Origin of the sequence: Kitasatospora sp. NPDC058184 (genome assembly GCF_042883725.1) — a bacterium.
Lineage (GTDB): Bacteria > Actinomycetota > Actinomycetes > Streptomycetales > Streptomycetaceae > Kitasatospora.
This window is the reverse complement of record NZ_JBHVVE010000025.1, coordinates 65005-88049: the sequence shown is the minus strand read 5'-3', so window position 1 is coordinate 88049 and position 23045 is coordinate 65005. Positions and strand designations below refer to the sequence as shown.

Annotated in this window: 21 protein-coding genes; 11 read left to right on the top strand and 10 right to left on the bottom strand. The window is 71.7% G+C overall.

Annotation, left to right across the window (positions count from 1 at the left end):
- The gene (locus ACFVXH_RS34150) at positions 1-975 is read right to left on the bottom strand and encodes an MBL fold metallo-hydrolase (RefSeq protein WP_387829738.1); all 975 of its coding nucleotides are present in this window, start codon (positions 973-975) and stop codon (positions 1-3) included.
- 109 nt (positions 976-1084) lie between these two features.
- Positions 1085-1732 (bottom strand): FMN-dependent NADH-azoreductase, encoded by a 648-nt coding sequence (locus tag ACFVXH_RS34145; RefSeq protein ID WP_387829736.1) that lies wholly within the window; start codon positions 1730-1732, stop codon positions 1085-1087.
- Between the two features lie 107 nt (positions 1733-1839).
- Here ACFVXH_RS34145 and ACFVXH_RS34140 point away from each other — a divergent pair, with 107 nt between their 5' ends.
- Entirely contained in the window at positions 1840-2247 is a 408-nt protein-coding gene (locus ACFVXH_RS34140) for a helix-turn-helix domain-containing protein (protein ID WP_117488718.1), read from the top strand.
- A 96-nt stretch (positions 2248-2343) separates the two neighbouring features.
- On the opposite strand, the gene ACFVXH_RS34135 is transcribed toward ACFVXH_RS34140, so the two are convergent.
- Entirely contained in the window at positions 2344-3111 is a 768-nt protein-coding gene (locus ACFVXH_RS34135) for a polyprenol monophosphomannose synthase (RefSeq protein ID WP_074001887.1), read from the bottom strand.
- 336 nt (positions 3112-3447) lie between these two features.
- Between ACFVXH_RS34135 and manA the strand changes: the two genes are divergently transcribed.
- Complete coding sequence (gene manA / locus ACFVXH_RS34130; RefSeq protein WP_387829733.1) at positions 3448-4626, top strand: mannose-6-phosphate isomerase, class I; 1179 nt, start codon at positions 3448-3450, stop codon at positions 4624-4626.
- Between the two features lie 22 nt (positions 4627-4648).
- On the opposite strand, the gene dnaB is transcribed toward manA, so the two are convergent.
- Positions 4649-6262, bottom strand: a complete 1614-nt coding sequence (dnaB, locus tag ACFVXH_RS34125; protein ID WP_387829731.1) for a replicative DNA helicase — start codon at positions 6260-6262, stop codon at positions 4649-4651.
- 451 nt (positions 6263-6713) lie between these two features.
- Here dnaB and ACFVXH_RS34120 point away from each other — a divergent pair, with 451 nt between their 5' ends.
- Positions 6714-8060: an MATE family efflux transporter gene (locus ACFVXH_RS34120; protein WP_049651108.1), complete on the top strand. Its 1347-nt coding sequence runs from the start codon at positions 6714-6716 to the stop codon at positions 8058-8060.
- Between the two features lie 83 nt (positions 8061-8143).
- Here ACFVXH_RS34120 and rplI read toward each other — a convergent pair whose 3' ends face one another.
- The 4 genes from rplI to rpsF form a co-directional block, all read right to left on the bottom strand.
- Complete coding sequence (gene rplI / locus ACFVXH_RS34115) at positions 8144-8590, bottom strand: 50S ribosomal protein L9 (protein WP_049651109.1); 447 nt, start codon at positions 8588-8590, stop codon at positions 8144-8146.
- 17 nt (positions 8591-8607) lie between these two features.
- Positions 8608-8844, bottom strand: coding sequence for a 30S ribosomal protein S18 (gene rpsR / locus ACFVXH_RS34110; protein WP_030059640.1), 237 nt, complete (start codon positions 8842-8844; stop codon positions 8608-8610).
- A gap of 79 nt (positions 8845-8923) precedes the next feature.
- Complete coding sequence (locus ACFVXH_RS34105; RefSeq protein ID WP_049651110.1) at positions 8924-9541, bottom strand: single-stranded DNA-binding protein; 618 nt, start codon at positions 9539-9541, stop codon at positions 8924-8926.
- Positions 9542-9637: 96 nt separating this feature from the next.
- Positions 9638-9928 (bottom strand): 30S ribosomal protein S6, encoded by a 291-nt coding sequence (gene rpsF / locus ACFVXH_RS34100; RefSeq protein ID WP_049651111.1) that lies wholly within the window; start codon positions 9926-9928, stop codon positions 9638-9640.
- Between the two features lie 321 nt (positions 9929-10249).
- Here rpsF and ACFVXH_RS34095 point away from each other — a divergent pair, with 321 nt between their 5' ends.
- The 3 genes from ACFVXH_RS34095 to ACFVXH_RS34085 all read left to right on the top strand — a co-directional run bounded on the left by ACFVXH_RS34095 (position 10250) and on the right by ACFVXH_RS34085 (position 12940).
- Entirely contained in the window at positions 10250-10549 is a 300-nt protein-coding gene (locus ACFVXH_RS34095; RefSeq protein ID WP_074001889.1) for a hypothetical protein, read from the top strand.
- Between the two features lie 224 nt (positions 10550-10773).
- Complete coding sequence (locus ACFVXH_RS34090; RefSeq protein WP_074001890.1) at positions 10774-11892, top strand: peptidoglycan bridge formation glycyltransferase FemA/FemB family protein; 1119 nt, start codon at positions 10774-10776, stop codon at positions 11890-11892.
- A gap of 13 nt (positions 11893-11905) precedes the next feature.
- Positions 11906-12940, top strand: coding sequence for an alanine racemase (locus tag ACFVXH_RS34085; RefSeq protein WP_049651114.1), 1035 nt, complete (start codon positions 11906-11908; stop codon positions 12938-12940).
- Between the two features lie 40 nt (positions 12941-12980).
- Here the strand turns inward: ACFVXH_RS34085 and ACFVXH_RS34080 are convergent, their stop codons facing one another.
- Together ACFVXH_RS34080 and ACFVXH_RS34075 are read right to left on the bottom strand one after the other, a co-directional pair.
- Positions 12981-14558: a glycosyltransferase family 87 protein gene (locus ACFVXH_RS34080; RefSeq protein WP_049651115.1), complete on the bottom strand. Its 1578-nt coding sequence runs from the start codon at positions 14556-14558 to the stop codon at positions 12981-12983.
- Between the two features lie 169 nt (positions 14559-14727).
- Entirely contained in the window at positions 14728-17214 is a 2487-nt protein-coding gene (locus ACFVXH_RS34075) for a transglycosylase domain-containing protein (protein WP_387829727.1), read from the bottom strand.
- 518 nt (positions 17215-17732) lie between these two features.
- Between ACFVXH_RS34075 and ACFVXH_RS34070 the strand changes: the two genes are divergently transcribed.
- From ACFVXH_RS34070 to ACFVXH_RS34050, 5 genes are all read left to right on the top strand, one after another.
- Positions 17733-18431: a PadR family transcriptional regulator gene (locus ACFVXH_RS34070; protein ID WP_049651118.1), complete on the top strand. Its 699-nt coding sequence runs from the start codon at positions 17733-17735 to the stop codon at positions 18429-18431.
- A 126-nt stretch (positions 18432-18557) separates the two neighbouring features.
- A complete protein-coding gene (locus tag ACFVXH_RS34065) occupies positions 18558-19640 on the top strand; it encodes an inositol-3-phosphate synthase (protein ID WP_049651119.1) in 1083 nt (360 codons plus the stop codon).
- Between the two features lie 164 nt (positions 19641-19804).
- Positions 19805-21127 carry an MFS transporter gene (locus tag ACFVXH_RS34060; protein ID WP_369808287.1) on the top strand — a complete coding sequence of 441 codons (1323 nt, stop codon included), beginning with the start codon at positions 19805-19807 and terminating at the stop codon, positions 21125-21127.
- A gap of 108 nt (positions 21128-21235) precedes the next feature.
- Complete coding sequence (locus tag ACFVXH_RS34055; protein ID WP_387829724.1) at positions 21236-21880, top strand: hypothetical protein; 645 nt, start codon at positions 21236-21238, stop codon at positions 21878-21880.
- Between the two features lie 32 nt (positions 21881-21912).
- The gene (locus ACFVXH_RS34050; protein WP_143204515.1) at positions 21913-22929 is read left to right on the top strand and encodes a hypothetical protein; all 1017 of its coding nucleotides are present in this window, start codon (positions 21913-21915) and stop codon (positions 22927-22929) included.
- Positions 22930-23045 lie beyond the last annotated feature (116 nt).

Below are 23045 nucleotides of genomic sequence, written 5' to 3'. Positions count from 1 at the left end.
CTACGCCTGCTCGGGTCCGCCGTCCTCCTCGGACTCCCGGTCCTCCCCCGCTGCCTCGGCCCCGGCCGCCACGGTCCCGGCCGCGCGGGCGGTGTTGGCCGCCGCGCCCAGCTGCAGGAAGGACGGCAGGGTCAGCTCCCCGTACCGCTCGTTCATCGCCGTGACCAGCGCCTCCGGGTCGTCCGGGTGCTCGGCCAGCAGCCGGTCGAAGTCCTGGAGGTACTCGCCGGTGAAGGCCAGCACCCGGGCGGCGTCGTCGCCCTGGTCCGGGGCCCGGTGGCCGGCGATCACCCGGTCCGCGCCGAGGTCGGCGATCCGGCCGAGGTTGTGCCCCCAGGTGGTGCGCTGGGCCGGGGTGGTGTCGGCGGTCCAGACGTGGGTGCCGTTGTGGACGAAGTCCCCGGCGATCACGGTGCGGATGCTCGGCACGTGGACGACCGTGGAGTCCCCGCAGTCGGCCTGGCCGAGCAGCAGCACGGGGATCACCTGGCGGTCCAGCATCAGCGGCTGCGGCAGCAGCGGGGCGGGGATCAGCGGGTGGTCCGGGATGTCGTCGCCGTACACCGGCTTCCACTGCGCGACCTTGGCGGCGACGGTGCGCCGGATGCCCTCGACCACGGCCGGGGCGGCCAGCAGCTGCGCGTCGGGGAAGAGCCGCAGCACCTCCTCGGCGCCGAAGTAGTGGTCCGGGTGCTGGTGGGTGACGACGACGGCGAGCAGGCGTCTGCCCTTGCCGGCGACCCACTCGGCCAGCTCGCGCCCGGCGCTGCGGGTCAGCTGGGCGTCCACCAGGATCGCGGTCCGCTCGCCGAGGATCAGTGTCGAGGTGGCGAAGAAGGCCGACTCGGGGCCGGTGAAGACGGCGACCTCCAGCGGCCGGGCCGGCTGCCCGGGCTCGGGCGGCACCGCGCCCGCGGCCGGCCGGGCCTGGGCACGCTCCGCGCCGGCGCTCTCCTCGGACGGGGACGTCGTCACGGGCTGCTCCCTCTGGTCGGCGGTCGGATTCCCTGCGCCCTACAGCATGGGAGCACCGACGGCCGATTGCGCGGAAGGCGCGCCCGGTGGGGCGCGCCTCCGGTGCACGTCACACCGCGGCTCGGGCGGCCGCTTCCTTGGCCCGGCGGGCGGCCTGCTCCAGGGCCTGGGCCTTGGACTCGACGGCCTTCGGGACGAAGTCGGCCATCGCCGGGACGGCGGCCGCCAGGGTGAACTCCGGGACGATGAAGTCGACCTCCAGCCCGAGCATGCCGGTCAGCACCTTCTCCAGGTAGGTGGTGACGAACTCGAACGGCTCGCGCGGGGCGCCGGGCGCGTACGAGCCGCCGCGGGAGGCGACCACGGTGACCGGGGTGCCCTTGGCGGAGGGCGTCTCGCCGGCGGTGCGGCCGACCAGGATCACGTGGTCCAGCCAGGTCTTGAGGGTCGACGGGATCGTGAAGTTGTACATCGGGCTGCCGATCAGCACGGCGTCGGCCTGCTCCAGCTCGGCCATCACCTGCTCGCGCAGCGCGAAGGCGGCGGCCTGCTCGGCGCTGTGGGCCTCGGCGGGGGCGAATCCGGCGCTGATGCCGTGCCCGTCGAGGTGCGGGAGGGGGTCGGCGGCGAGGTCCCGGTAGATCACCGTGCCCTCGGGGTGCTCGGCCTGCCAGGCGGCGCGGAAGGCGGCGGTGACCTCGCGGGAGACGGAGCCGTCGGCGATCGCGGAGGAGTCGAGGTGCAGGAGCGTGGGCATGGCAGTGCCTCCAGATAATAAGTAGCTGCTGATTTCGCTGCGACTGCAATTACGGTAGCAGCTTACTTTTCTATAGTCACTAGTAGGGGTTCGAGTAGGCTGGACCCATGGCCGAGCACGAGGCAGTGACCGACGGAGTCCCGATCGCCACCGACGCGTGCGGCGCCGAGGGCCCCGGCCCGTGCCGCAACGTCGACCTGGCCCTCACCCGGGTGTTCACCCTGCTCGGCAAGCGCTGGACCGGCATGCTGCTGGGCGTCCTCACCAACGGCGGCCCCGCGTACTTCTCCGAGCTGCGCCGCGCCGTCCCGGGCATCAGCGAGCGGATGCTCTCCGACCGGCTGACCGAGCTGGCCGAGGCCGGGCTGGTCGTCCGCGAGGTCGACGCCGGCCCGCCGCTGCGGGTCAGCTACCGGCTCACCGAGGCCGGCTTCGCGCTCAAGCCCGCGCTCACCGAACTGGCCGTCTGGGCCGACCGCTACCTGCCGGAGGGCGTGCTCAGGAGCGGCTGCTGAGCCCCCCGGGCGCCCGGCGCACCTCCCCCGGACATGCGGAAGGGCCCGTCCACCGGTTCGGTGGACGGGCCCTTCGGCCAGGAACGGTTCGGTCGGTCAGCGCTTCGCGGTGGCCCCGCGCAGCTTGGCCAGCCGGTCGGTGACACCCCAGGTGGTCACCCGCCACAGCGCCTCGACCACGATGCCGCGGCTCATCTTGGACGCCCCCAGCTCGCGCTCGACGAAGGTGATCGGCACCTCGGCGACCTTGAACCCGGCCTTCACCGTGCGCCAGGCCAGGTCGACCTGGAAGCAGTACCCGGCCGAGGCGACCTCGTCCATGCCCAGGCCCAGCAGGGTCTCCTTGCGGAACGCCCGGTAGCCGCCGGTGACGTCCCGGATCGGCACGCCCAGCATCAGCCGCGAGTAGGTCGAGCCGCCGCGCGAGAGCAGCAGCCGGGACTTCGGCCAGTTCACCACCCGGCCGCCCGGCACCCAGCGCGAGCCCAGCACCAAGTCGGCGCCGCGCAGCGCGCCCAGCAGCCGGTCCAGCTCCTCGGGCTGGTGCGAGCCGTCCGCGTCCATCTCGACCAGGACGTCGTAGCCGTTGTCGATGCCCCAGCGGAAGCCCGCGAGGTAGGCGGCCCCGAGGCCCTCCTTGCCCTTGCGGTGCATGACGTGGACGTGCTCGTCCTCGACGGCCAGCTTGTCGGCCAGCTCGCCGGTGCCGTCGGGGCTGTTGTCGTCGGCGACCAGGACGTGCGCCTCGGGAACGGCGGCACGGACCCGGCCGACGATCCGCTCGACGTTCTCCGCCTCGTTGTAGGTCGGGATGATCACCAGGACCTTGCCGAGATCAGCAAAACTCTGCTGGTTCACGGTCACGTACAAACCTCTCGGCCGATGACGGGGGGTCTCGGAACACCGGCGCCCGCACTCTGGAACGCGGCTCCGCCGGCAGCCCGCCGGGAGGACCTCGGTGGCGAACTGCGCGCAGGGCGGAGGCTACTGCGTCCTGGCATCCTACTACCGCGCCGGGAACCGCAGGTCCGGCCGTGGCACTCCCACCCGGTGGCCACCGTTTCCCCGTGGGTGACACCGTTCGGCTAGGGTCGTTTCCCTTGCCCGTGCCCGGACCGCCCGCACCGCCGGGCCCGCCCCGGCGATCCGGACTCGGGACATCCGGGGCCGCCCAGACTGCGAAGGAGTAGGACCGCGCGCATGGACAGGCTCGTCAACACCGTCCGCCCGTACGCCTGGGGGTCGCTCACCGCCCTGCCCGAGCTGCTCGGGCAGCGGCCGACCGGTGAACCGCAGGCCGAGCTGTGGATGGGCGCCCACCCCGGCGCCCCGTCCCGCGCCGACCGCGGCGAGGGCCCGCGCCGGCTGGACGAGCTGATCGCGGCCGACCCCGAGGGCGAGCTGGGCGCCGCGAGCGTGGCCAGGTTCGGCCCGACCCTGCCGTTCCTCTTCAAGGTCCTGGCCGCGGGCATCCCGCTGTCCATCCAGGCCCACCCCACGCTCGACCAGGCCCGGGCCGGCTTCGCCGCCGAGAACGCCCTCGGGATCCCCCTGGACGCCCCCGAGCGCAACTACCGGGACGCCAACCACAAGCCCGAAATGGTCTGCGCGCTGGGCGACTTCGACGGCCTGTGCGGCTTCCGGCGGCCCGCCGACGCGGCCCGGCTGCTGACCGGGCTCGGGGTGCCCGGGCTCGCCCCGGTGATCGGGCGGCTGGCCGCCGAGGACGACTCCGAGGCCCTGCGCGGCGCCCTGACCGCCGCCCTCGCGCTGGACCCGGAGACCGTCCGGCGGACCGTCGAGGTGCTGGCGGCGACCGACCCGGACGGGGAGTACGCCCCGTACGCCCGGATCGCCGAGGACTTCCCGGACGACCGCGGCGTGGTCGCCGGCATGCTGCTCAACCACGTCCGGCTGCGGGCCGGCCAGGCGCTCTACCTGGGCGCCGGGGTCCCGCACGGCTACCTGTCCGGCGTCTGCGTCGAGCTCCAGGCCAACTCCGACAACGTGCTGCGGGCCGGCCTCACCCCCAAGCACATCGACGTGCCGGAGCTGCTGAAGGTCGTGGTCTTCGAGGCCGGCGCCCCCGAGCCGCTGGAGCCGGCCCCGGTCGAGAACACCCCGGGCGAGGAGCTCTACCCCGTCCCGATCGACGAGTTCCGGCTCTCCCGCTTCGTCCTGGACGGCGCCGAGCGCGAGATCGACGGCCGCACCCCGCAGATCCTGCTCTGCACCGAGGGCGCCACCCGGCTGACCGCCGCCGACGGCACCGTCCTGGACCTGGCCCGCGGCCAGGCCGCCTTCCTCCCCGCCACCGGCACCCCGACCCGCCTCTCCGGCACCGGCGGCACGCTCTTCCGCGCCACCGTCACCGTCTGACCGCTCCGGACGGGGCCCGGGCTCAGTCCCGGGTCATGTCGACGAAGCGCGAGTAGTGGCCCTGGAAGGCCACCGTGATCGTCGCGGTCGGACCGTTACGGTGCTTGGCGACGATCAGGTCGGCCTCGCCCGCGCGCGGGGACTCCTTCTCGTAGGCGTCCTCGCGGTGCAGCAGGATGACCATGTCGGCGTCCTGCTCGATCGAGCCGGACTCGCGGAGGTCCGAGACCATCGGCCGCTTGTCGGTGCGCTGCTCGGGACCACGGTTCAGCTGGGACAGCGCGATGACCGGGACTTCCAGCTCCTTGGCCAGCAGCTTGAGGTTACGGGACATGTCCGAGACCTCCTGCTGACGGTTCTCGGCCCGCCGGGAGCCGCCGGACTGCATCAGCTGGAGGTAGTCGATGACGACCAGCTTGATGTCGTTGCGCTGCTTCAGCCGGCGGCACTTGGCGCGGATCTCCATCATCGACAGGTTCGGCGAGTCGTCGATGAACAGCGGCGCCTCGCTGACGTCGGGCATCCGGCGGGCCACCCGCGTCCAGTCGTCGTCCGTCATGTTCCCGGAGCGCATGTGGTGCAGCGCCACCCGGGCCTCGGCGGAGAGCAGGCGCATGGCGATCTCGTTGCGGCCCATTTCGAGCGAGAAGATCACGCTCGGCAGCTTGTGGTGGATCGAGCAGGCCCGGGCGAAGTCCAGCGCCAGGGTGGACTTGCCCATCGCGGGACGGGCCGCGATGACGATCATCTGGCCGGGGTGGAGGCCGTTGGTGAGCTGGTCGAAGTCGGCGAAGCCGGTGGGGACGCCGGACATCTCGCCGTTGCGGGAGCCGATCGCCTCGATCTCGTCGAGGGCGCCCTCCATGATGTCGGAGAGCGGGGCGTAGTCCTCGTTGGTGCGCTGCTCGGTGACGGCGTAGATCTCCGCCTGGGCGGCGTTGACGATCTCGTCCACGTCGCCCTCGGCCGCGTAGCCCATGCCGGCGATCCGGGTGCCCGCCTCGACCAGCCGGCGCAGCACCGCGCGCTCGTGCACGATCTGGGCGTAGTACTCGGCGTTGGCCGCGGTCGGGACGGAGTTGACCAGGGTGTGCAGGTAGGAGGCGCCGCCGACGCGCTGGAGCTCGCCGCGCTTGGTCAGCTCGCCGGCCACGGTGATCGGGTCGGCCGGCTCGCCCCGGGCGTAGAGGTCGAGGATCGCGCCGTGGACCATCTCGTGCGCGGGCCGGTAGTAGTCGACCGGCTTGAGCACCTCGACGACGTCGGCGATGGCGTCCTTGGAGAGCAGCATGCCGCCGAGGACGGACTTCTCGGCGTCCAGGTCCTGCGGCGGGACGCGCTCGAAGCCGTCCACGCCCCCGCCCCCGTCGCCGCCGCCCTCGTCCCGGCGCTGCCAGCCGCCGTCCTTCCGGTCGCCCTTGCCGCCCTTCTGGAAGCCGCCCTTCTGGCCGTCACGGCCCCCGCCCTGGCCGCCCTGGCCGCCCTGGCCACGGCCGCGCGAGACCGGCAGCCGGTCCCCCGGGCCGTCCGGGAAGGGGGCGTCGTCGAAGGCGCCGGCCGGGAAGGGGTCCTCGGCGGGCTGCCAGTCCTCCTCCGGCGGCGGGGCGTCGTGGTCGTCGTACTGGGGGCCGGTCACGCGTGTTCCCCGATCAGCGAGTGGTGCGAAGGTGGAGCGGGCTTGCCGGTGGCTGGGTGGAGCGGAGCCGCTCCTCTTTGTACGCCACGGTCCCGACAAAACGGACGCCGGGGCGGCGGGAGTGTCGGGCGGAGGGCCCACGCTAAGGCGCCGGACGCCGTTGCGCCAAGGCGGTTATCCACAGGGGGTGTGGATGACCGGCCCCGTCCTGTGGAGAACTGCCGCAAAGCTGTGGACACCCCTGTGGACGCCCCTGTGGATAACCGAACAATCGATCCACCGTCAACCTGTTGACCTGGGATTACCTCTTCCCGGTCCTGTGCATGAGAAATTCTTCACACACCTCCGAACGGCTGTGGGCGCAGAGCGGACGAACCGCGCCGCTCAAGATTTCGAGTAATAGTCACTAGGGCCTTACATCCATTACCTGTGGATGAGTAGCCTGGAGCCCATGACCGCCTCGCCCCCGACCCCGGCCCCGAAGCCCTCGCGACGCCGGCACGACCGGGAGATCCTCGCTCTGGCCGTCCCGGCCTTCGGCGCGCTCGTCGCCGAACCGCTCTTCCTGATGGCCGACTCGGCGATCGTCGGCCACCTCGGCACCCCCCAGCTGGCCGGGGTGGGCGTCGCCTCCGCCGCGCTCTCCACCGCGACCGGCGTGTTCGTCTTCCTCGCCTACGCGACCACCGCGGCGGTCGCCCGCCGGATCGGTGCCGGGGACCGCCGGGGCGCCGTGCAGCAGGGCATCGACGGCATCTGGCTCGCCCTGGGCCTGGCCGTCCCGGTGGTCCTCCTCACCCTGGTGCTGGCGCCCTGGGCGGCCGACGCGCTGGGCGCCTCGGCGACCGCCGCGCCGCACGCGGTGACGTACCTGCGGATCAGCTCGCTGGGCATCCCGGCGATGCTCATGGTGCTGGCCGCCACCGGGGTGCTGCGCGGCCTCCAGGACACCCGCACGCCGCTGGTGGTGGCCGTCGCGGGCTTCGCCGCCAACATCGGCCTGAACGCCGGCCTGGTGTACGGCGCCGGGCTCGGGGTGGCCGGCTCGGCCTGGGGCACCGTGCTCGCCCAGACCGGGATGGCCGCCGCCTACCTGGTCGTGGTGGTCCGCGGCGCCCGCCGGGAAGGGGCCTCGCTGCGGCCGGACACCGCGGGCATCCGGGCCAGTGCCCGGGCCGGCGGCCCGCTGCTGGTCCGGACGATCAGTCTGCGCGCGGTGCTGATGACCGCCACCGCGGTCGCCGCCCGGCTCGGCGACGACCAGGTCGCCGCCCACCAGATCACCATGGCGCTGTTCAACTTCCTGGCCTTCGCGCTGGACGCGATCGCGATCGCCGGCCAGGCCATCATCGGCCGCTACCTCGGGGCCTCGGACGTCCCCGGCGCCAGGGCCGCCACCCGGCGGATGGTCGAGTGGGGCGTCGTCTCCGGGCTGGTGCTCGGCCTGCTGGTGGTGGTCGCCCGCCCGCTGTACGTCCCGCTCTTCACACCCGATCCGGCCGTCCGGGCCCAGCTGGACACCGCCCTGCTGCTGCTCGCGCTCACCCAGCCGGTGGCCGGCCCGGTCTTCGTGCTGGACGGCGTGCTGATGGGCGCCGGGGACGGCCGCTACCTGGCCTGGGCCGGGCTCGCCACCCTGGCGGTGTTCGTCCCGGTGGCCCTGGCGGTGCCGGCCACCGGCACCGGACTGGCCGGGCTCTGGTGGGCGATGAACCTGTTCATGCTGCTGCGGGCCGGCTTCCTGGCCTGGCGCGCCCGCGGCGGCAAGTGGCTGGTCACCGGAGCGGTGCGCGGCTGAGACCCGAAGAGAACCGGACCGGAAAAGACCGAGGGCCGGACTCCCGGAGGAGTCCGGCCCTCAGGCCTTGTGCTCTACGGAGCTCAGGCAGCCACGACGGCGACGTCGAGGTTGGCCACGACGTCCGAGTGCAGCTTGACCGAGACCTTGTGGGAGCCCACGGTCTTGATCGGCGAGGCGATCGCGACGGCGCGCTTGTCCACGGCCGGGCCGCCGGCGGCCTTGATGGCCTCGACGACGTCGGCCTGGGTCACCGAGCCGAACAGACGGCCGGCGTCGCCCGAGCGGACGGCCAGCTTGACCTGGACGCCCTCGAGCTGACCCTTGACCGCGGTGGCGGCCTCGAGGGTCTGGATCTCGTGGATCTTCCGGGCGCGACGGATGGCGTCGACGTCCTTCTGACCACCCTTGGTCCAGCGGATGGCGAAGCCACGCGGGACCAGGTAGTTGCGGGCGTAGCCGTCCTTGACCTCGACGACCTCGCCGGCGGAGCCGAGACCCGGCACCTCGTGAGTGAGGATGATCTTCATTACTTGGTCACCCTCTCTTAGCGCGCGGTGCTGGTGTAGGGCAGCAGCGCCATCTCACGGCTGTTCTTCACGGCCGTGGCGACGTCACGCTGGTGCTGGGTGCAGTTGCCGGTCACCCGACGGGCACGGATCTTGCCGCGGTCGGAGATGTACTTCCGCAGCAGGTTCGTGTCCTTGTAGTCAACGTAGTTGACCTTGTCCTTGCAGAAGACGCAAACCTTCTTCTTCGGCTTGCGAGCAGGCGGCTTCGCCATTGTGTGCTCCATTTGGGGTTCACGGCCCGGCGGGCGTCCGGGGACGCCGACGGCCGGGCCGCACGAAATCTGTCAGCTCTTAGAACGGGGGCTCTTCCGAGTAGCCGCCACCGCCGCCGGCCGGGGCACCCCAGCCGCCGCCCTGGTTTCCACCGGACGGGGCGCTGGAGGCCCAGGGGTCGTCGGAGGGGCCGGACTGGCCGCCGCCGGAGTTTCCACCCCAGCTGCCGCCGCCCTGCTGGCCGCCGCCGCCGGAGTTTCCACCCCAGCTGCCGCCGCCGCCCTGGCCGCCACCCTGCTGGCCGCCGAAGCCGCCACCGGGGGCGCCGGACCGGTTGGCCCGGGTGACCTTGGCGGTCGCCGAGCGCAGGCTCGGACCGACCTCGTCGACCTCGACCTCGAAGACCGTCCGCTTCTCGCCTTCCTTGGTCTCGTAAGACCGCTGGCGCAGTCGGCCCTGCACGATGACGCGCATGCCGCGCTGCAGCGACTCGGCCACGTTCTCCGCCGGCTGCCGCCAGACGTTGCACGTGAGGAAGAGGCTCTCGCCGTCCTTCCACTCGTTCGTCTGACGGTCGAAGGTGCGGGGGGTGGACGCGATGCGGAACTTCGCGACCGCCGCACCCGACGGGGTGAAGCGCAGCTCGGGGTCGTCGACGAGATTGCCGACGAGGGTGATGACGGTCTCGCCTGCCATGGTGGTGATGACCTCTCGGGAAGATGTCCGTTCACCGCTGTTTCACGTGAAACAGCGGACGCGAGCTACCCGAGACCCGAAGGCCTCAGAGGTGGCTCAGTGGGTGTCCGGGCGCAGGACCTTGGTCCGCAGAACCGACTCGCTCAGGCCCAGCTGGCGGTCGAGCTCCTTGACGACCTCAGGCGTGGCCTTGAGGTCGATGACCGAGTAGATGCCCTCGGACTGCTTGTTGATCTCGTAAGCCAGACGGCGGCGACCCCAGGTGTCGACCTTCTCCACCTTGCCACCCGCGTTGCGGACGACGGTGAGGAAGTTCTCGATCAGGGGGGAGACAGCGCGCTCCTCGACCGAGGGGTCGAGGATGACCATCAGCTCGTAGTGACGCATGAGTAACCCACCTCCTTTGGACTCAGCGGCCACGGTCTCTCCGTGGCAGGAGGGTTGTGCGTAGCGTCGGCACCGGAGCAGTGACGACTCCGGCCCACCGTAGCGGCCGGGTCGGACAATCGGCCCCCGCTCCGCCCGGAGGCGGATCCCACCCGGTAGAGGGTGCAAAGGGGGCACAACTACACCAGTGCAGACGGCACAGCCTACCTGCACCCGGACGGCCGAACAAAACGCATAGGGGTTGTGAGAGCGGCCCAAGCGCCGCAATCTGGACGGAACGGGATTCCTGCCCGTTCGTCTCCACGCCAGGAGGTGGGACCCATGGCACAGTCCGTCCACCGCATGCCCGCCCTCACCCTGAACACCGACGGCCACCCGCACCCCCGCGAGAACGCCCTGGTGGGCGTCACCGCCGTGCTGGGCGTGATCGCCTTCACCACCTCGTTCTTCCACAACCTGCACCTGCTGACCTCGTGGACCGGCCTGTTCGGCATCGTCACGGGCCTGTGGGGCATGTTCGTCTCGGTCACCACCGCCGAGCGCTTCGTCCTGATGATCACACTCGGCGCCGCCGCGATCGGCTTCTACCTCGGCATCGCCCGCGGCGGTCTCTGGGGCTGAACCGGGCCCCCGCGCCCCCTCGCACGCCCCCGGACCGCACCGCTGGGACCGAGCCCACAGGCCCCGCCCGGAACCCTCGCCGCCCCCGTCGCGTATCTGCAGAGGAGACAGGTACCCGACGGGGGCGCCGCCGTGCCCGCAGCGACGGGCGCCCGGACCCCGGACGATAAGGTCAGCCCGAGAACCTGGGCCACCGCAGCCCGACGACGAGGAGCACCGAGCACATGAGCCTGCGCCTGAGGACGATCACCCGCGAGGAGCACCTCGCCTTCATCAGGAGCCGCGCCTCGGCCAGCCACATGCAGGTGCCGTCGTGGGGCGACGTGAAGGCCGAGTGGCGCTCCGAGTCGATCGGCTGGTTCGACGAGACCGACCAGCTCGTCGGCGCCGGCCTGGTCCTCTACCGCCAGCTGCCCAAGCTCAAGCGCTACCTCGCCTACCTGCCCGAGGGACCGGTCATCGACTGGTTCGACCGCGACCTCGACCGCTGGCTCTCCCCGATGCTGGCGCACCTCAAGTCGCAGGGCGCGTTCTCGGTGAAGATGGGCCCGCCGATCGTCATCCGCCGCTGGAACGCCCCCACCATCAAGGAGGCCATCGCCGGCAAGCAGGCCAAGCGCCTGCGCGACGTCGAGGCCGACTGGTACGAGGCCCGCGCCTTCGAGGTGGCCGACCGGCTGCGCAAGGCCGGCTGGCTGCAGGGCGAGGACGGCGGCGCCGGCTTCGGCGACGTCCAGCCCCGCTACGTCTTCCAGGTGCCGCTGGCCAACCGCTCGCTGGACGACATCCACAAGAACTTCAACCAGCTCTGGCGCCGCAACATCAAGAAGGCCGAGAAGAGCGGCGTCGAGGTCTACCAGGGCGGCTACGACGACCTGCCGATCTTCCACCAGCTCTACCTGGTCACCGCCGAGCGCGACAAGTTCACCCCGCGCCCGCTGGCCTACTTCCAGCGGATGTGGAAGGCCCTGGTGGCCGAGGACCCGAACCGCATGCGGCTCTACATCGCCTACCACGAGGGCGAGCCGCTGGCCGCCACCACGATGCTGGTGGTCGGCGAGCACGTCTGGTACTCCTACGGCGCCTCGGCCAACCACAAGCGCGAGGTCAAGCCGTCCAACGCCATCCAGTGGCGGATGATGCGCGACTCCTACGCCCTCGGCGGCGGGGTGTACGACCTGCGCGGCATCAGTGACACCCTGGACGAGAACGACCACCTGTTCGGCCTGATCCAGTTCAAGGTCGGCACCGGCGGCCAGGCGGCCGAGTACCTCGGCGAGTGGGACTTCCCGCTCAACAAGCTGCTGCACAAGGCCCTCGACCTCTACATGTCCCGCCGCTGAGGAGGCTGACCCGATGACGCTGTCGCTCTACCTCGAGACCGAACGCTGGCGCACCCACCAGCGCTCCGTCCTCGCCGAGTTCCCCGGCCTGGTGCCCGTCGCCAAGGGGAACGGCTACGGCCTGGGCAACCACCGGCTGGCCGAGGAGGCGACGCTGCTGGGCACCGGGGTGCTCGCCGTCGGTACCGCGTACGAGGCGGCCGACGCCGCCGAGTGGTACGGCGGCGAGCTGCTGGTGCTCACCCCGTACCGGGTCGGCGAGGAGGTGCTCCCGCTGCCGCACGCCCGGGTGATCCGGACGGTGGCCAGCGTGGAGGCGCTGCGCTCGCTGCACGGTGCCCGGGTGGTGCTGGAGTGCATGACCACCATGCGCCGGCACGGCGTGAGCGCGGCCGACCTGCGCACCGTCGCCAACGAGCTGGAGGGCGTCGCCTTCGAGGGCCTGGCGCTGCACCTGCCGATGGACCGGCCGGACGGCTCCAGCCCGATCGAGGAGGTCGCGTACTGGGTGGACACCGCCCGGGCGGCCGGCATCCCGGTGCACACCGTGTTCGTCAGCCACCTCGGCGCGGCCGGCATGGACCAGCTGGCCCAGCGCTACCCGGAGACGGTCTTCCGGGCCCGGATCGGCACCCGGCTCTGGCTCGGCGACCACGCCGCGCTGGAGGTCCGGGCCACCGTCCTGGACGTCACCCCGCTGCAGAAGGGCGACCGCTACGGCTACCGCCAGCACCCGGCGCCCTCCGACGGCCACATCCTGGTGGTCGCCGGCGGCACCGCGCACGGCATCGGCCTGGAGGCGCCCAAGTACCTCCAGAGCATGGGGGCGCGGGCCAAGGGCATCGCCCGGGCCGGCCTGGCGACCGTCAACAAGACCAAGTCGCCGTTCCACTGGGCCGGCAAGCAGCTGTGGTTCGCCGAGCCGCCGCACATGCAGGTCTCGCTGCTCTTCCTGGACGGGGAGACCAAGCCCCCGGCGATCGGCGAGGAGCTCGGTCTCCAGGTCCGGCACACCACCACGCACTTCGACCGCGTGGTGGACCGCTGACCCGCCAGGCCTTTCCGACCCGCCAGGCCTTTCCGACCGGCTAGGCCTTTTCGGCCGGCTCCGGCAGCTCGGGCTCGTTGAGCCACTGCTCGGGGCCGGCCGGCGCGTACCCGGCGTAGCTCTCCTCCTCGCGCAGCCGGCGGGCGGTGCCCAGCACGGACACGTCCGGGGCGTGGTCCAGCACCCCGCCGGAGGGGTCGTCGCTGCCGTCCCAGCGGACCGGGTCGCGGTCCGGGTGGAGGACGTCGCGGACCACCAGGGCGACCAGGTACAGCGTGCCCAGCAGGTGCAGCCCGATCGCGAAGTGGTACCAGCCCTCGCCGATCCCGTGCTGCTTGGAGCCGGTGACCAGGCCCAGGTGGGACCAGATGCCCAGGGTGTAGAGCACCTCGCAGGCCTGCCAGACCAGGAAGTCCCGCCAGCGCGGCCGGGCCAGCACCGCGAGCGGCAGCAGCCAGAGCGCGTACTGCGGCGAGTACACCTTGTTGACCAGCACGAACAGCGCGACCACCAGGAAGGCCAGCTGGGCGAAGCGCGGCCGGCGCGGGGCCGAGAAGCCGAGCCACGCTATGGCCAGGCAGCCCAGCACCATCAGCACGCCGATGTAGACGTCGAGGTCGGCCAGCCCGGCGCCCCGGCGCTGCATCAGGATCAGCCAGAACGAGCCGTAGTCCTCGCCGCGGTGCTTGCTGAACACGTAGAAGGTCGACCAGCCCCGCCAGTTGGCCAGCATGATCGGCAGGTTGACCACCAGCCAGGAGCCGACCGCGCCGCCCAGCATCACCCGGAACTCGCGCCACCGGCCGGCCCGCCAGCAGAGCACCAGCAGCGGGCCGATCAGCAGCAGCGGGTAGAGCTTGGCCGCGGTGGCCAGGCCGATGAAGACACCGGCCCAGCCCGGGCGGGCACCGCTCCACCAGGCCATCGCCACGGCGGCCAGGGCGACCGCGAGCAGGTCCCAGTTGACGGTGCCGTTGAGCAGCAGGACGGGGGCGAGCGCGAACAGCAGCGCGTCCCACGGACGGCGCCGGTGGGTGCGGGAGAGCGCCACCGCGGCGACCACCGCGCAGGCCATCAGCATCCCGGCGTTGATCGCCCAGAACCACTGCTCCTGGCTCTGCTGGTCCCCTCCGCCCGGCGTCAGCCAGGCCGCGACCTGCATGAACAGGCCGGTCAGCACCGGGTACTCCAGGTACTGGAGGTCCCCCGAGGAGCCCGGGACGCGGTCCACGTACGGGTGCAGCCCGGCCGCGAAGCCGCGTCCGGAGAACAGGTGCGGGATGTCGCTGTAGCAGGCGTGGATGTACTGCGGCGAGCCCGGCTGGAACCAGGCCTGCTCGTAGCAGGGCAGCTTCTGCACCATCCCGAGCACCGACACCACGATCACCGCGAGCGCCAGGAAGCGCGCCGGGACCCACCAGGAGACGCCGAGCAGCGCCCGGCGGCCCGGGGGCCCGCCGAACACCTCGCTGCCGGCCGCCGCCACCGGGTCCTCGTCGGCCGGCACGACCACGGTGTTGGCCGGCGGCGCGGCCGTGGCGACGGCTGCCGGGAGGGGCCCTGCGGCGGCGCCGGACCCGTCCGGCCCGGCGGTTTCGTCACGATCGCTCGACGTCATGCCGGACATCCTGCCGCACCCGTCCCGCCGGGACGAGGAGGACCCCGCAACGGTCTGTACCTCTGCGCCGCCGGCGGGCGCGGTGGCCGCGACGGAAACGGCGGTGGCGGCCCTCCGAGGAGGACCGCCACCGCCGTGGTTCCGGGTTCCGGGTTCCGCCCGGCCGGGGCTACTGCCCGGCCGCCCCGCCGCCCTGGAGACCGCCCGTGCTGCTCGGCGTCGGCTTGCCGCCGCCGGTCGGGCGTCCGCCGCCGCCACCGTTGCCGCCGCCCGGCGGCGTGGTGTCCGTCGGTCCCGGCGGCTGCGTCTGGCAGCCGATCACCGGCAGGCAGCTGTTGCCCGGGTTCGGCCTGGTGTGCGAGGGGGTCGGCTGGTCGCCGGGGCAGTCCACGCCGGGCACGCAGGTCTGGGTGGGCTGCGGCTGCACGGGCGGCTGCGGCGCCTGCGTCTGGGCGGCCGGCGGGGCCGTCGGGCTGTCGGTCGTGGTCGGGGTCGCCGCCGCGCTGGCCGTGGACGGCGCGCCGGAGGAGTCGACCTCGGTGCCGACCGGCTGCGGGGTCGGGAAGTCCATCTTCTTCTCGTTGGCCAGTGCGGCCTTCATGTACCGGGTGAAGACATCGGTCGGGATGTCACCACCGTGGATGGACTCCTTGCCGCCGGTGCCGTTGAGCGACTGCCGCTCGTGCTTGGTCGGGTCCTCGCGCCACATCGCGACGCTGGTCGCCAGCTGCGGGGTGTAACCGACCCACCAGGCCGACTTGTTCTGGTCGGTGGTACCGGTCTTGCCGGCCACCGGGCGGCCCAGGTCCTTCGTCTTCTTACCGGTACCGTTCACCGCCACGTTCACCAGCGTGTCGGTGACGTTGTCGGCGACGGCCGGCTCCAGCGCGACCTTGGGCTCCTTCTTGCCGAAGCCCGGCCGCTCCACGCCGCTCACCTCGACCTTGGTGACCGAGTACGGCTCGGCCTCCTTGCCGCTGGCCGCCAGGGTGCCGTAGGCGGTGGCCATCCGGATCGGGCTGATGGTGGAGGTGCCGAGCGGGAAGGTCGCCGTCTTCGGGTCGGCGAGGCTCTCCTTCTTGATGCCCATCTGCACCGCGATGTCGGCCACGTTCTGGCCGCCGACGTCCTGGTTCAGCTGGACGAAGGGCACGTTGTACGAGTACTGCATGGCCATCCGCAGCGAGACGTAGCCGCGCTTGCCGGCGTCCTCGTTCTTCTGCCGGTACGGCTTGCCGTCGTCGCCGATCACCAGCGAGCCGTCCGCCTTGCGGATCTCGGACATGTCGTCGGCCAGGTAGCGGCTGTCGGCGTTGATCCGCTTCGGCTTGCCCTTGTCGTCCTTCGCGGTCTGCACGCCGGTCTGCATCGCGGTGGCCAGCACGAAGGGCTTGAAGGTCGAGCCGACCTGGACGCCGGTGGCGTCGGCGTTGTTGTCGAAGTGGCCGTTCTCCACGCCGTCGCCGCCGTAGAGGGCGACGATCGCGCCGTCGCCGGGGCGGATGCTGGCGGAGCCGAACTGGATGTTGGTGTCGTTGTCCGGCCGCTTCTGCGGGTTGAGGTTCTCCGCCTTGACGGCGTCGACGGCGCTCTTCAGCGCGTCGACCTTGTCCTTCTCGAAGGTGGTGTAGATCTTCAGGCCGCCCCGGTCGATCATCTGCTGGGTGATCGTCTTGTCGGTGGCCATCACGTACTTGTTGGCGGTGTCGACCAGGTAGCTGATCTCACCGTTCATGTTGGAGTTGGGCTTCTGCGCGATCGGGTCCGGGAACGCGGTGCACTTGGCGCGCTCCTCCGGGGTGATGGCCTTGGTGTCCACCATCTGGTCCAGGATCCAGTTCCACCGGCCCTGGGCCCGGTCCTTGTTGGCCGGGTTGGTGGGGTCGTAGTACGCCGCACCCTTGAGCAGACCGGCCAGCATGGCGCTCTGACAGACGTTGAGGTCCTTGGCGTCCACCCCGTAGTACGCCTGGGCGGCCGCCTGGGCACCGTTCGCACCGCGGCCGAACCAGCTGGTGTTCAGGTAGCCGGTGAGGATCTCCGGCTTCTCCTTCTCCTGGTTGATCTTCAGCGTGATGAAGAACTCCCTCACCTTGCGGCTGAGGGTCTGCTCCTGGCTCAGGTAGGCGTTCTTCACGTACTGCTGGGTGATCGTCGAGGCGCCCTGGGTCTCACCGCCCTTCGCCATGTTCCAGACCGCGCGGAGCATGCCCTTGGGGTCGATGCCGCTGTCGGTCTTGAAGCTCTTGTTCTCCGCGGCGATGACGGCGTCCTGGAGGTGCGGACTGATGTCCTTGAGCTCGACGATCTGACGGTTGGTCTGCCCCTTGCGGGTCATCTCCGTGTTGTCGGCCCAGTAGTAGATCGTGTTCTGGTCCTTGACCAGCTCGTTCAACTCCGGGACCTTGGTGGTCTGGTACAGGTAGAACACCAGGCCCACGAAGCAGCCGAAGACCAGCACGAAGGCGCTCAGCCACTGCTTCCAGGACGGCAGCCAGCGCCGGACGCCGGTCTTGCCGAACCGCGGGTAGTCGATGAAGCGCTTCTTGCCGGGGCCGGCGGCCGCGGCGGCGGAGGCGGCCGCGGCGTCACCACGCCGGCCACCCCCCTTGGCGCCCTTCTTCTGGGCGGCCTTGCGCATCTCCGCACGGGTCATCCGGGGCTGCTGTGCGGTCTCCCTGACCCCCGAGGGTCGTCGCCGACCGGCGCCGTCCGAGCGCAGCTCGTCGGGTCCCGGCCCCTCGCCCTGACGGCCACCGCCTCCCGGGGGCTGCTGCCCCTCACCGCCCGGGTTGGGCGTCCTTCGCCGTCGCTCGCTCATCTTCCAGCCACTCCTCGCCAGGCGTTTCCAGCCTGAAGGCAGGGTTCACGTCCGATGCCCGCCAACCGCCCTGATCCCGGAGGTGGTCCTCGTGCACACGCGACAGCGTACGCAGCACGGATATACAACTAATCGGACATCAGTTGCCAATGCCCGCAAAACGGCAACAGATCATTACAAGCCCGTTGCCAACACCAGCCGCGCGTCGGCTTGTGATCACATTCACGCGCGCCCCTCTTGCCCGTTCCGGGGGTCGGGTTTACTGTTCTCGATATATCGAGCCGATACATCGAAGCGGTATACCGCCGGATGCAGCGGCCGATCGGACACCGAGCGGGAGGAGGGCGGCGACAGTGGGCAGGCGCTCAGGAGTGCTGGAGTTCGCCGTCCTCGGGCTGCTCCACGACGCCCCGATGCACGGCTACGAGCTGCGCAAGCGGCTGAACATCCTGCTCGGAACGTTCCGGGCGCTCTCCTACGGGACGCTCTACCCCTGCCTGAAGAGCCTGGTCGCCCAGGGCTTCCTGGTCGAGGACAACCCCGACGTCGAGTACGTCCCGGCCACCGCGCTCAACGGCAAGCGGTCCAAGATCGTCTACCGGCTCTCCGCCGAGGGGAAGCAGCGCTTCGAGGAGCTGCTCGCCGACTCCGGCCCGGACGCCTGGGAGGACGAGCACTTCGGCGTGCACTTCGCCTTCTTCGGCCAGACCGACCGGGCCGTGCGGATGCGCGTCCTGGAGGGGCGCCGCAGCCGGCTGGAGGAGCGGCTGGAGCGGATGCGCAACTCGCTGGCCCGCGCCCGCGAGCGGTTCGACGACTACACCGTCGAACTCCAGCGGCACGGACTGGAGTCGGTGGAGCGCGAGGTCCGCTGGCTCAACGAGCTGATCGAGACCGAGCGGTCCAACCGCACCGGAAAGACCGGCCCCGACGCCGGCGGCAGCGCCGCCGGACCCCGCAAGACTTCGGACGGCCGTGGCCAGGAGACCGGGTCCCCGGACCCGTCCGGGCCACCGTACGACCGCCCGGGGCGCTCCGCCCAGGAGCGCTGACACCGCGCCAGCCCTGTGCCGCGCGGCAGGAATGGGCGCCTCGCGCCCGTGCACGCAGTCATCGAAGAAGCAGGACGAGTTCCGCCTACCCCGGCGGGCCTCATGAGATCACAGGGAGCAACCGGAATGGGTTCGGTTCGCGTAGCCATCGTGGGCGTGGGCAACTGCGCCGCGTCGCTGGTGCAGGGTGTCGAGTACTACAAGGACGCCGACCCGGCCGGCAAGGTCCCCGGGCTGATGCACGTCCAGTTCGGTGAGTACCACGTCCGCGACGTGGAGTTCGTCGCCGCCTTCGACGTCGACGCCAAGAAGGTCGGCTTCGACCTGGCCGACGCCATCGGCAACAGCGAGAACAACACCATCAAGATCTGCGACGTGCCGCCGACCGGCGTGACCGTCCAGCGCGGCCACACCCTCGACGGCCTGGGCAAGTACTACCTGGAGACCATCGAGGAGTCGGACGAGGCGCCGGTCGACGTCGTCCAGGTCCTCAAGGACCAGCAGGTCGACGTCCTCGTCTGCTACCTGCCCGTCGGTTCCGAGGACGCGGCCAAGTTCTACGCCCAGTGCGCCATCGACGCCAAGGTCGCCTTCGTGAACGCCCTGCCGGTGTTCATCGCGGGCACCAAGGAGTGGGCGGACAAGTTCACCGAGGCCGGCGTGCCGATCGTCGGTGACGACATCAAGTCCCAGGTCGGCGCGACCATCACGCACCGCGTGATGGCCAAGCTGTTCGAGGACCGCGGTGTCATCCTCGAGCGCACCATGCAGCTGAACGTCGGCGGCAACATGGACTTCAAGAACATGCTCGAGCGCGAGCGCCTGGAGTCCAAGAAGATCTCCAAGACCCAGGCCGTCACCTCGCAGATCCGCGACCGCGAGCTGGGCGCCAAGAACGTCCACATCGGTCCCTCGGACTACGTGGCCTGGCTGGACGACCGCAAGTGGGCGTACGTCCGCCTCGAGGGTCGCGCGTTCGGCGACGTCCCGCTGAACCTGGAGTACAAGCTCGAGGTCTGGGACTCCCCGAACTCCGCCGGTGTCATCATCGACGCCGTGCGCGCCGCGAAGATCGCCAAGGACCGCGGCATCGGCGGCCCGATCCTGTCGGCCTCCTCGTACTTCATGAAGTCCCCGCCGGTGCAGTACTTCGACGACGAGGCCCGCGAGAACGTCGAGAAGTTCATCCGCGGCGAGGTCGAGCGCTGAGCGCAGCGAGGTTCGCGACTGTTGAGCGCTGAGCCTTGAGCGCTGAGCGCTGAGCGCCGCCAGCTCGCAGGAAGGGCCCGTGGTCTCCGGATCGCGGGCCCTTCACGTTCTCGCGGCCAATGTTTCACGTGAAACAGCGGCCGGTTCCATGGCACTCTGGGCGGGTGGCGATCACCGAGAACGGCAGCACCCACCAGTCCGCGCACCGCGCCACGCTCCTCGACCTGATGAAGGGCCGCGACTTCCGGCGGCTGCTGACCGCCCGGGTGCTCTCCCAGCTCTCGGACGGCGTCTTCCAGGTCTCGCTCGCCGCGTACGTGGTCTTCTCCCCCGAGAAGCAGTCCTCCCCCGCCGACATCGCCTCGGTGCTGGCCGTGATGCTGCTGCCGTTCTCGGTGATCGGCCCGTTCGCCGGTGTGCTGCTGGACCGCTGGCGCCGCCGCCAAGTGCTCTACTTCGGCAACCTGGCCCGCTTCGGACTGGGCCTGGGCACCGGCGCGCTGCTGCTGGCACAGGCCCCGACCTGGCTGTTCTTCGCCTCGGCCCTGCTGGTCACCGCGCTCAACCGGTTCATCCTGGCCGGCCTGTCCGCCGCCCTGCCCCGGGTGGTGGAGCAGGACCAGCTGGTCACCGCCAATGCCCTCTCCCCCACCCTCGGGACGGTCGCCGCCGCCTCCGGCGGGGGCATCGGCTTCGCGCTGCACCAGCTGATGGCCCCCGGGCCGAAGGCCGACGCCGCCCTGGTCACGGTGGCCGCGCTGCTCTACCTGTCAGCCGCGCTGGCCGCCCGGCGGATGGACCGCGACCTGCTCGGCCCGGAGCAGCACCGGGACCGCCCGGGGCTCGGCCAGGCACTGGTCCGGGCCGCCGTCGAACTCGGCGCCGCAGTGCGCCACCTGGTCCGGGACTGCCGGCCCGCCGTGCACGCGCTGGCCGCCGTCACCGCGGCCCGGTTCTGCTACGGCGTGCTGATCGTGGTGGTGGTGATGCTCGCCCGGTACACCTTCAACGACCCGACCGACAGCGCGGCCGGGCTGGTCACCCTCGGCCAGGCGGTCGGCCTGTCCGCCGCCGGGTTCTTCGTCGCCGCGCTGGTCAGCCCCTGGTGCACCCGCCGGCTGGGCCTGGCCGGGTGGATGACGGCCTGCCTGGTCGCCCCGGTGGTCTTCGTCCCGGCACTGGGCCTGAGCTTCACCCTGGTGCCCTGCCTGCTCGCCGCCCTGCTGCTCGGGGTGGTCACCCAGGGCACCAAGATCTGCGCCGACACGGCGGTCCAGGAGTCGGTCGAGGACGAGTACCGCGGCCGGGTCTTCGCCATCTACGACGTGCTGTTCAACGTCGCCTTCGTGGCCGCCGCCCTGGTCACCGCGCTGGTGCTGCCGCTGTCCGGCCGCTCGGTCGCGGTGGTGCTCGGGGTCGCCGGGGTATACGCGCTGACGGCGGTCCTCTACCTGCGCTCCGCCCGCCGGAGTCCCCTCCCCCGCTGACCAGGCCTCCTGGAAACCCGCGGGGCTCGGGGCCGACGGCGTCCGACCGACTCGCTAAGGTACTCGAACCTGTCGTAGCGACAGAACTCTGTCTCGGGGGACGAACTGATGAGCACACCGCCCAATCCGTACGGGCCGCCCTCGTCGGCCCCGGTGGGCCCGCCCGCAGCACCGCCGTACGGGGCACCCGTCCCCCCGCCGGCCGCGCCGTACGGGCCGCCGCCGGCCTACGGACAGCCCGCGCCGCCGCCCCCGCCCGGCTTCGGCCCGCCACCCGCCTACGGGCAGCAGCCGAACGGCCAACCGCCGTACGGGCAGCAGCCGTACGGGCAGCCGCCCCCCGGGCCGTACGGCTACCCGCAGCCCGCGCCGCCGGTGCAGCCCGCGCCGGCCGCCAAGCGCGGCATCCGCTCCAAGCTGCGGATCGTCGGGGTGGTCGGCGGCTGCCTGGCGCTGGCGGTGGGCTACTTCGTGGCCGGGCCGAGCGTCAGCAGCGCCAAGGCCGGCGACTGTGTGCACGCCAGCGGCTCCCGAGACGTCGAGATCGTCAAGTGCACTGACACCAAAGCGAATTACCGGGTGCTGTCGAAGTTCGAGGGCACCACGGACGTGACCCGCTGCCAGCAGACGCCGCAGACCACGACCGCCGTCTCGGGCAAGAGCGGCCGCCGCTGGAACAAGAAGCGGTACGTGCTCTGCCTCGGCCCGCTGGCGCCCGCCACCACCGGCGTCCCGCCGGTGAAGAAGTCCTGAACTCTTCCGCTCTTCCTTTCCCGGGGGACCCCTTGTCCGTTCCGCCTCCGCCCCAGATGCCGTACGGCCCGCCACCGGGCGACGGCAACCCGTACGCCTCCGGCGGTTCCTACGGCGCCCCGCCGCCGCCCCCGCCGCCGCCGCCCGGGTACGGCTACCCGAGCGCGCCGCCGCCGCCCGAGCAGCCGTACGGCGTCCAGCCCCCGCCGGGCGGTTACGGCTACGGGTACCCGCCGCCGCCCCCGATGGACGGGACCACCTGCCGGTTCTGCGGCGGCTACCCCGCGGTCAACGCCACCGTCCGCGGCCACCAGGGCCTGATCATCGCCTACCGGATGCTGCGGATGACCGGCCCGTTCTGCCGCACCTGCGGAACGGCGACGGTGCGCGACATGTCGGCCCGGACGCTGGTCCAGGGCTGGTGGAGCCTGGTGTCCTGGCTGCTGACCCCGATCACGCTGCTGCTGAACCTCGGCCCGCACAACAAGTTCAAGCGGCTGCAGCCGCCCGTCCCGGGCAGCCACGGCCCGCAGCTGAACCCGGGCGTCCCGCTGACCAGCCGGCCGCACATCGCGATGCTGCTGGTGCCGGTCTCGCTGGTGGCCGCGGTGACCCTGGCCGCCACCGGCGTGCTCGGCCCCGGGAAGACCGACCCGGCCGCCGACCCGACGCCGACCCCGACCCGGCTGACCCTCTCGCCCACGCCGCCGCCGGTCATCCCCTCGCCGACCTACACGCTGCCGGCGCCGACGCTCACCCTCCCGCCGGTCAGCACCCCGACCGACTCGGACAGCAAGGTGGACGCGGCCGGGGTCGGCGACTGCCTGTACAACGCGAACGGCACCAACCAGACCAACGACACCCACCCGAAGATCACCGTGGTGCCCTGCACCGACGCCAAGGCGCAGTACAAGGTCGTCTACAAGTACCTCGCCACCTCCGACGAGAAGTCCTGCGAGAAACAGCCGAAGTCGGACAGCTGGTACACCAGCAAGCACCCGAGCTTCCCGGCCCTGGACTACGTGCTCTGCATGAAGCAGATCAAGTAGCCCGGTACGGACGAGGGGTGGGCCCCGCGCGCGGGCGGGGGCCCCCCCCCCCGCGGGGGCCGGGGGCGCGGGCCGGGGGCGCGGGTGGGGGGCGCGCGCGGGGACCCCGCGCCCCG

Coding starts and splice junctions, on each gene's coding strand:
- ACFVXH_RS34085 (WP_049651114.1), top strand. CDS start 11,906: ATGACGCTGTCGCTCTACCTCGAGACCGAACGCTGGCGCACCCACCAG.
- ACFVXH_RS34095 (WP_074001889.1), top strand. CDS start 10,250: ATGGCACAGTCCGTCCACCGCATGCCCGCCCTCACCCTGAACACCGAC.
- rpsF (WP_049651111.1), bottom strand. CDS start 9,928: ATGCGTCACTACGAGCTGATGGTCATCCTCGACCCCTCGGTCGAGGAG.
- ACFVXH_RS34145 (WP_387829736.1), bottom strand. CDS start 1,732: ATGCCCACGCTCCTGCACCTCGACTCCTCCGCGATCGCCGACGGCTCC.
- ACFVXH_RS34055 (WP_387829724.1), top strand. CDS start 21,236: ATGAGCACACCGCCCAATCCGTACGGGCCGCCCTCGTCGGCCCCGGTG.
- ACFVXH_RS34065 (WP_049651119.1), top strand. CDS start 18,558: ATGGGTTCGGTTCGCGTAGCCATCGTGGGCGTGGGCAACTGCGCCGCG.
- ACFVXH_RS34120 (WP_049651108.1), top strand. CDS start 6,714: ATGACCGCCTCGCCCCCGACCCCGGCCCCGAAGCCCTCGCGACGCCGG.
- ACFVXH_RS34105 (WP_049651110.1), bottom strand. CDS start 9,541: ATGGCAGGCGAGACCGTCATCACCCTCGTCGGCAATCTCGTCGACGAC.
- ACFVXH_RS34080 (WP_049651115.1), bottom strand. CDS start 14,558: ATGACGTCGAGCGATCGTGACGAAACCGCCGGGCCGGACGGGTCCGGC.
- ACFVXH_RS34090 (WP_074001890.1), top strand. CDS start 10,774: ATGAGCCTGCGCCTGAGGACGATCACCCGCGAGGAGCACCTCGCCTTC.
- manA (WP_387829733.1), top strand. CDS start 3,448: ATGGACAGGCTCGTCAACACCGTCCGCCCGTACGCCTGGGGGTCGCTC.
- ACFVXH_RS34075 (WP_387829727.1), bottom strand. CDS start 17,214: ATGACCCGTGCGGAGATGCGCAAGGCCGCCCAGAAGAAGGGCGCCAAG.
- rplI (WP_049651109.1), bottom strand. CDS start 8,590: ATGAAGATCATCCTCACTCACGAGGTGCCGGGTCTCGGCTCCGCCGGC.
- ACFVXH_RS34140 (WP_117488718.1), top strand. CDS start 1,840: ATGGCCGAGCACGAGGCAGTGACCGACGGAGTCCCGATCGCCACCGAC.
- rpsR (WP_030059640.1), bottom strand. CDS start 8,844: ATGGCGAAGCCGCCTGCTCGCAAGCCGAAGAAGAAGGTTTGCGTCTTC.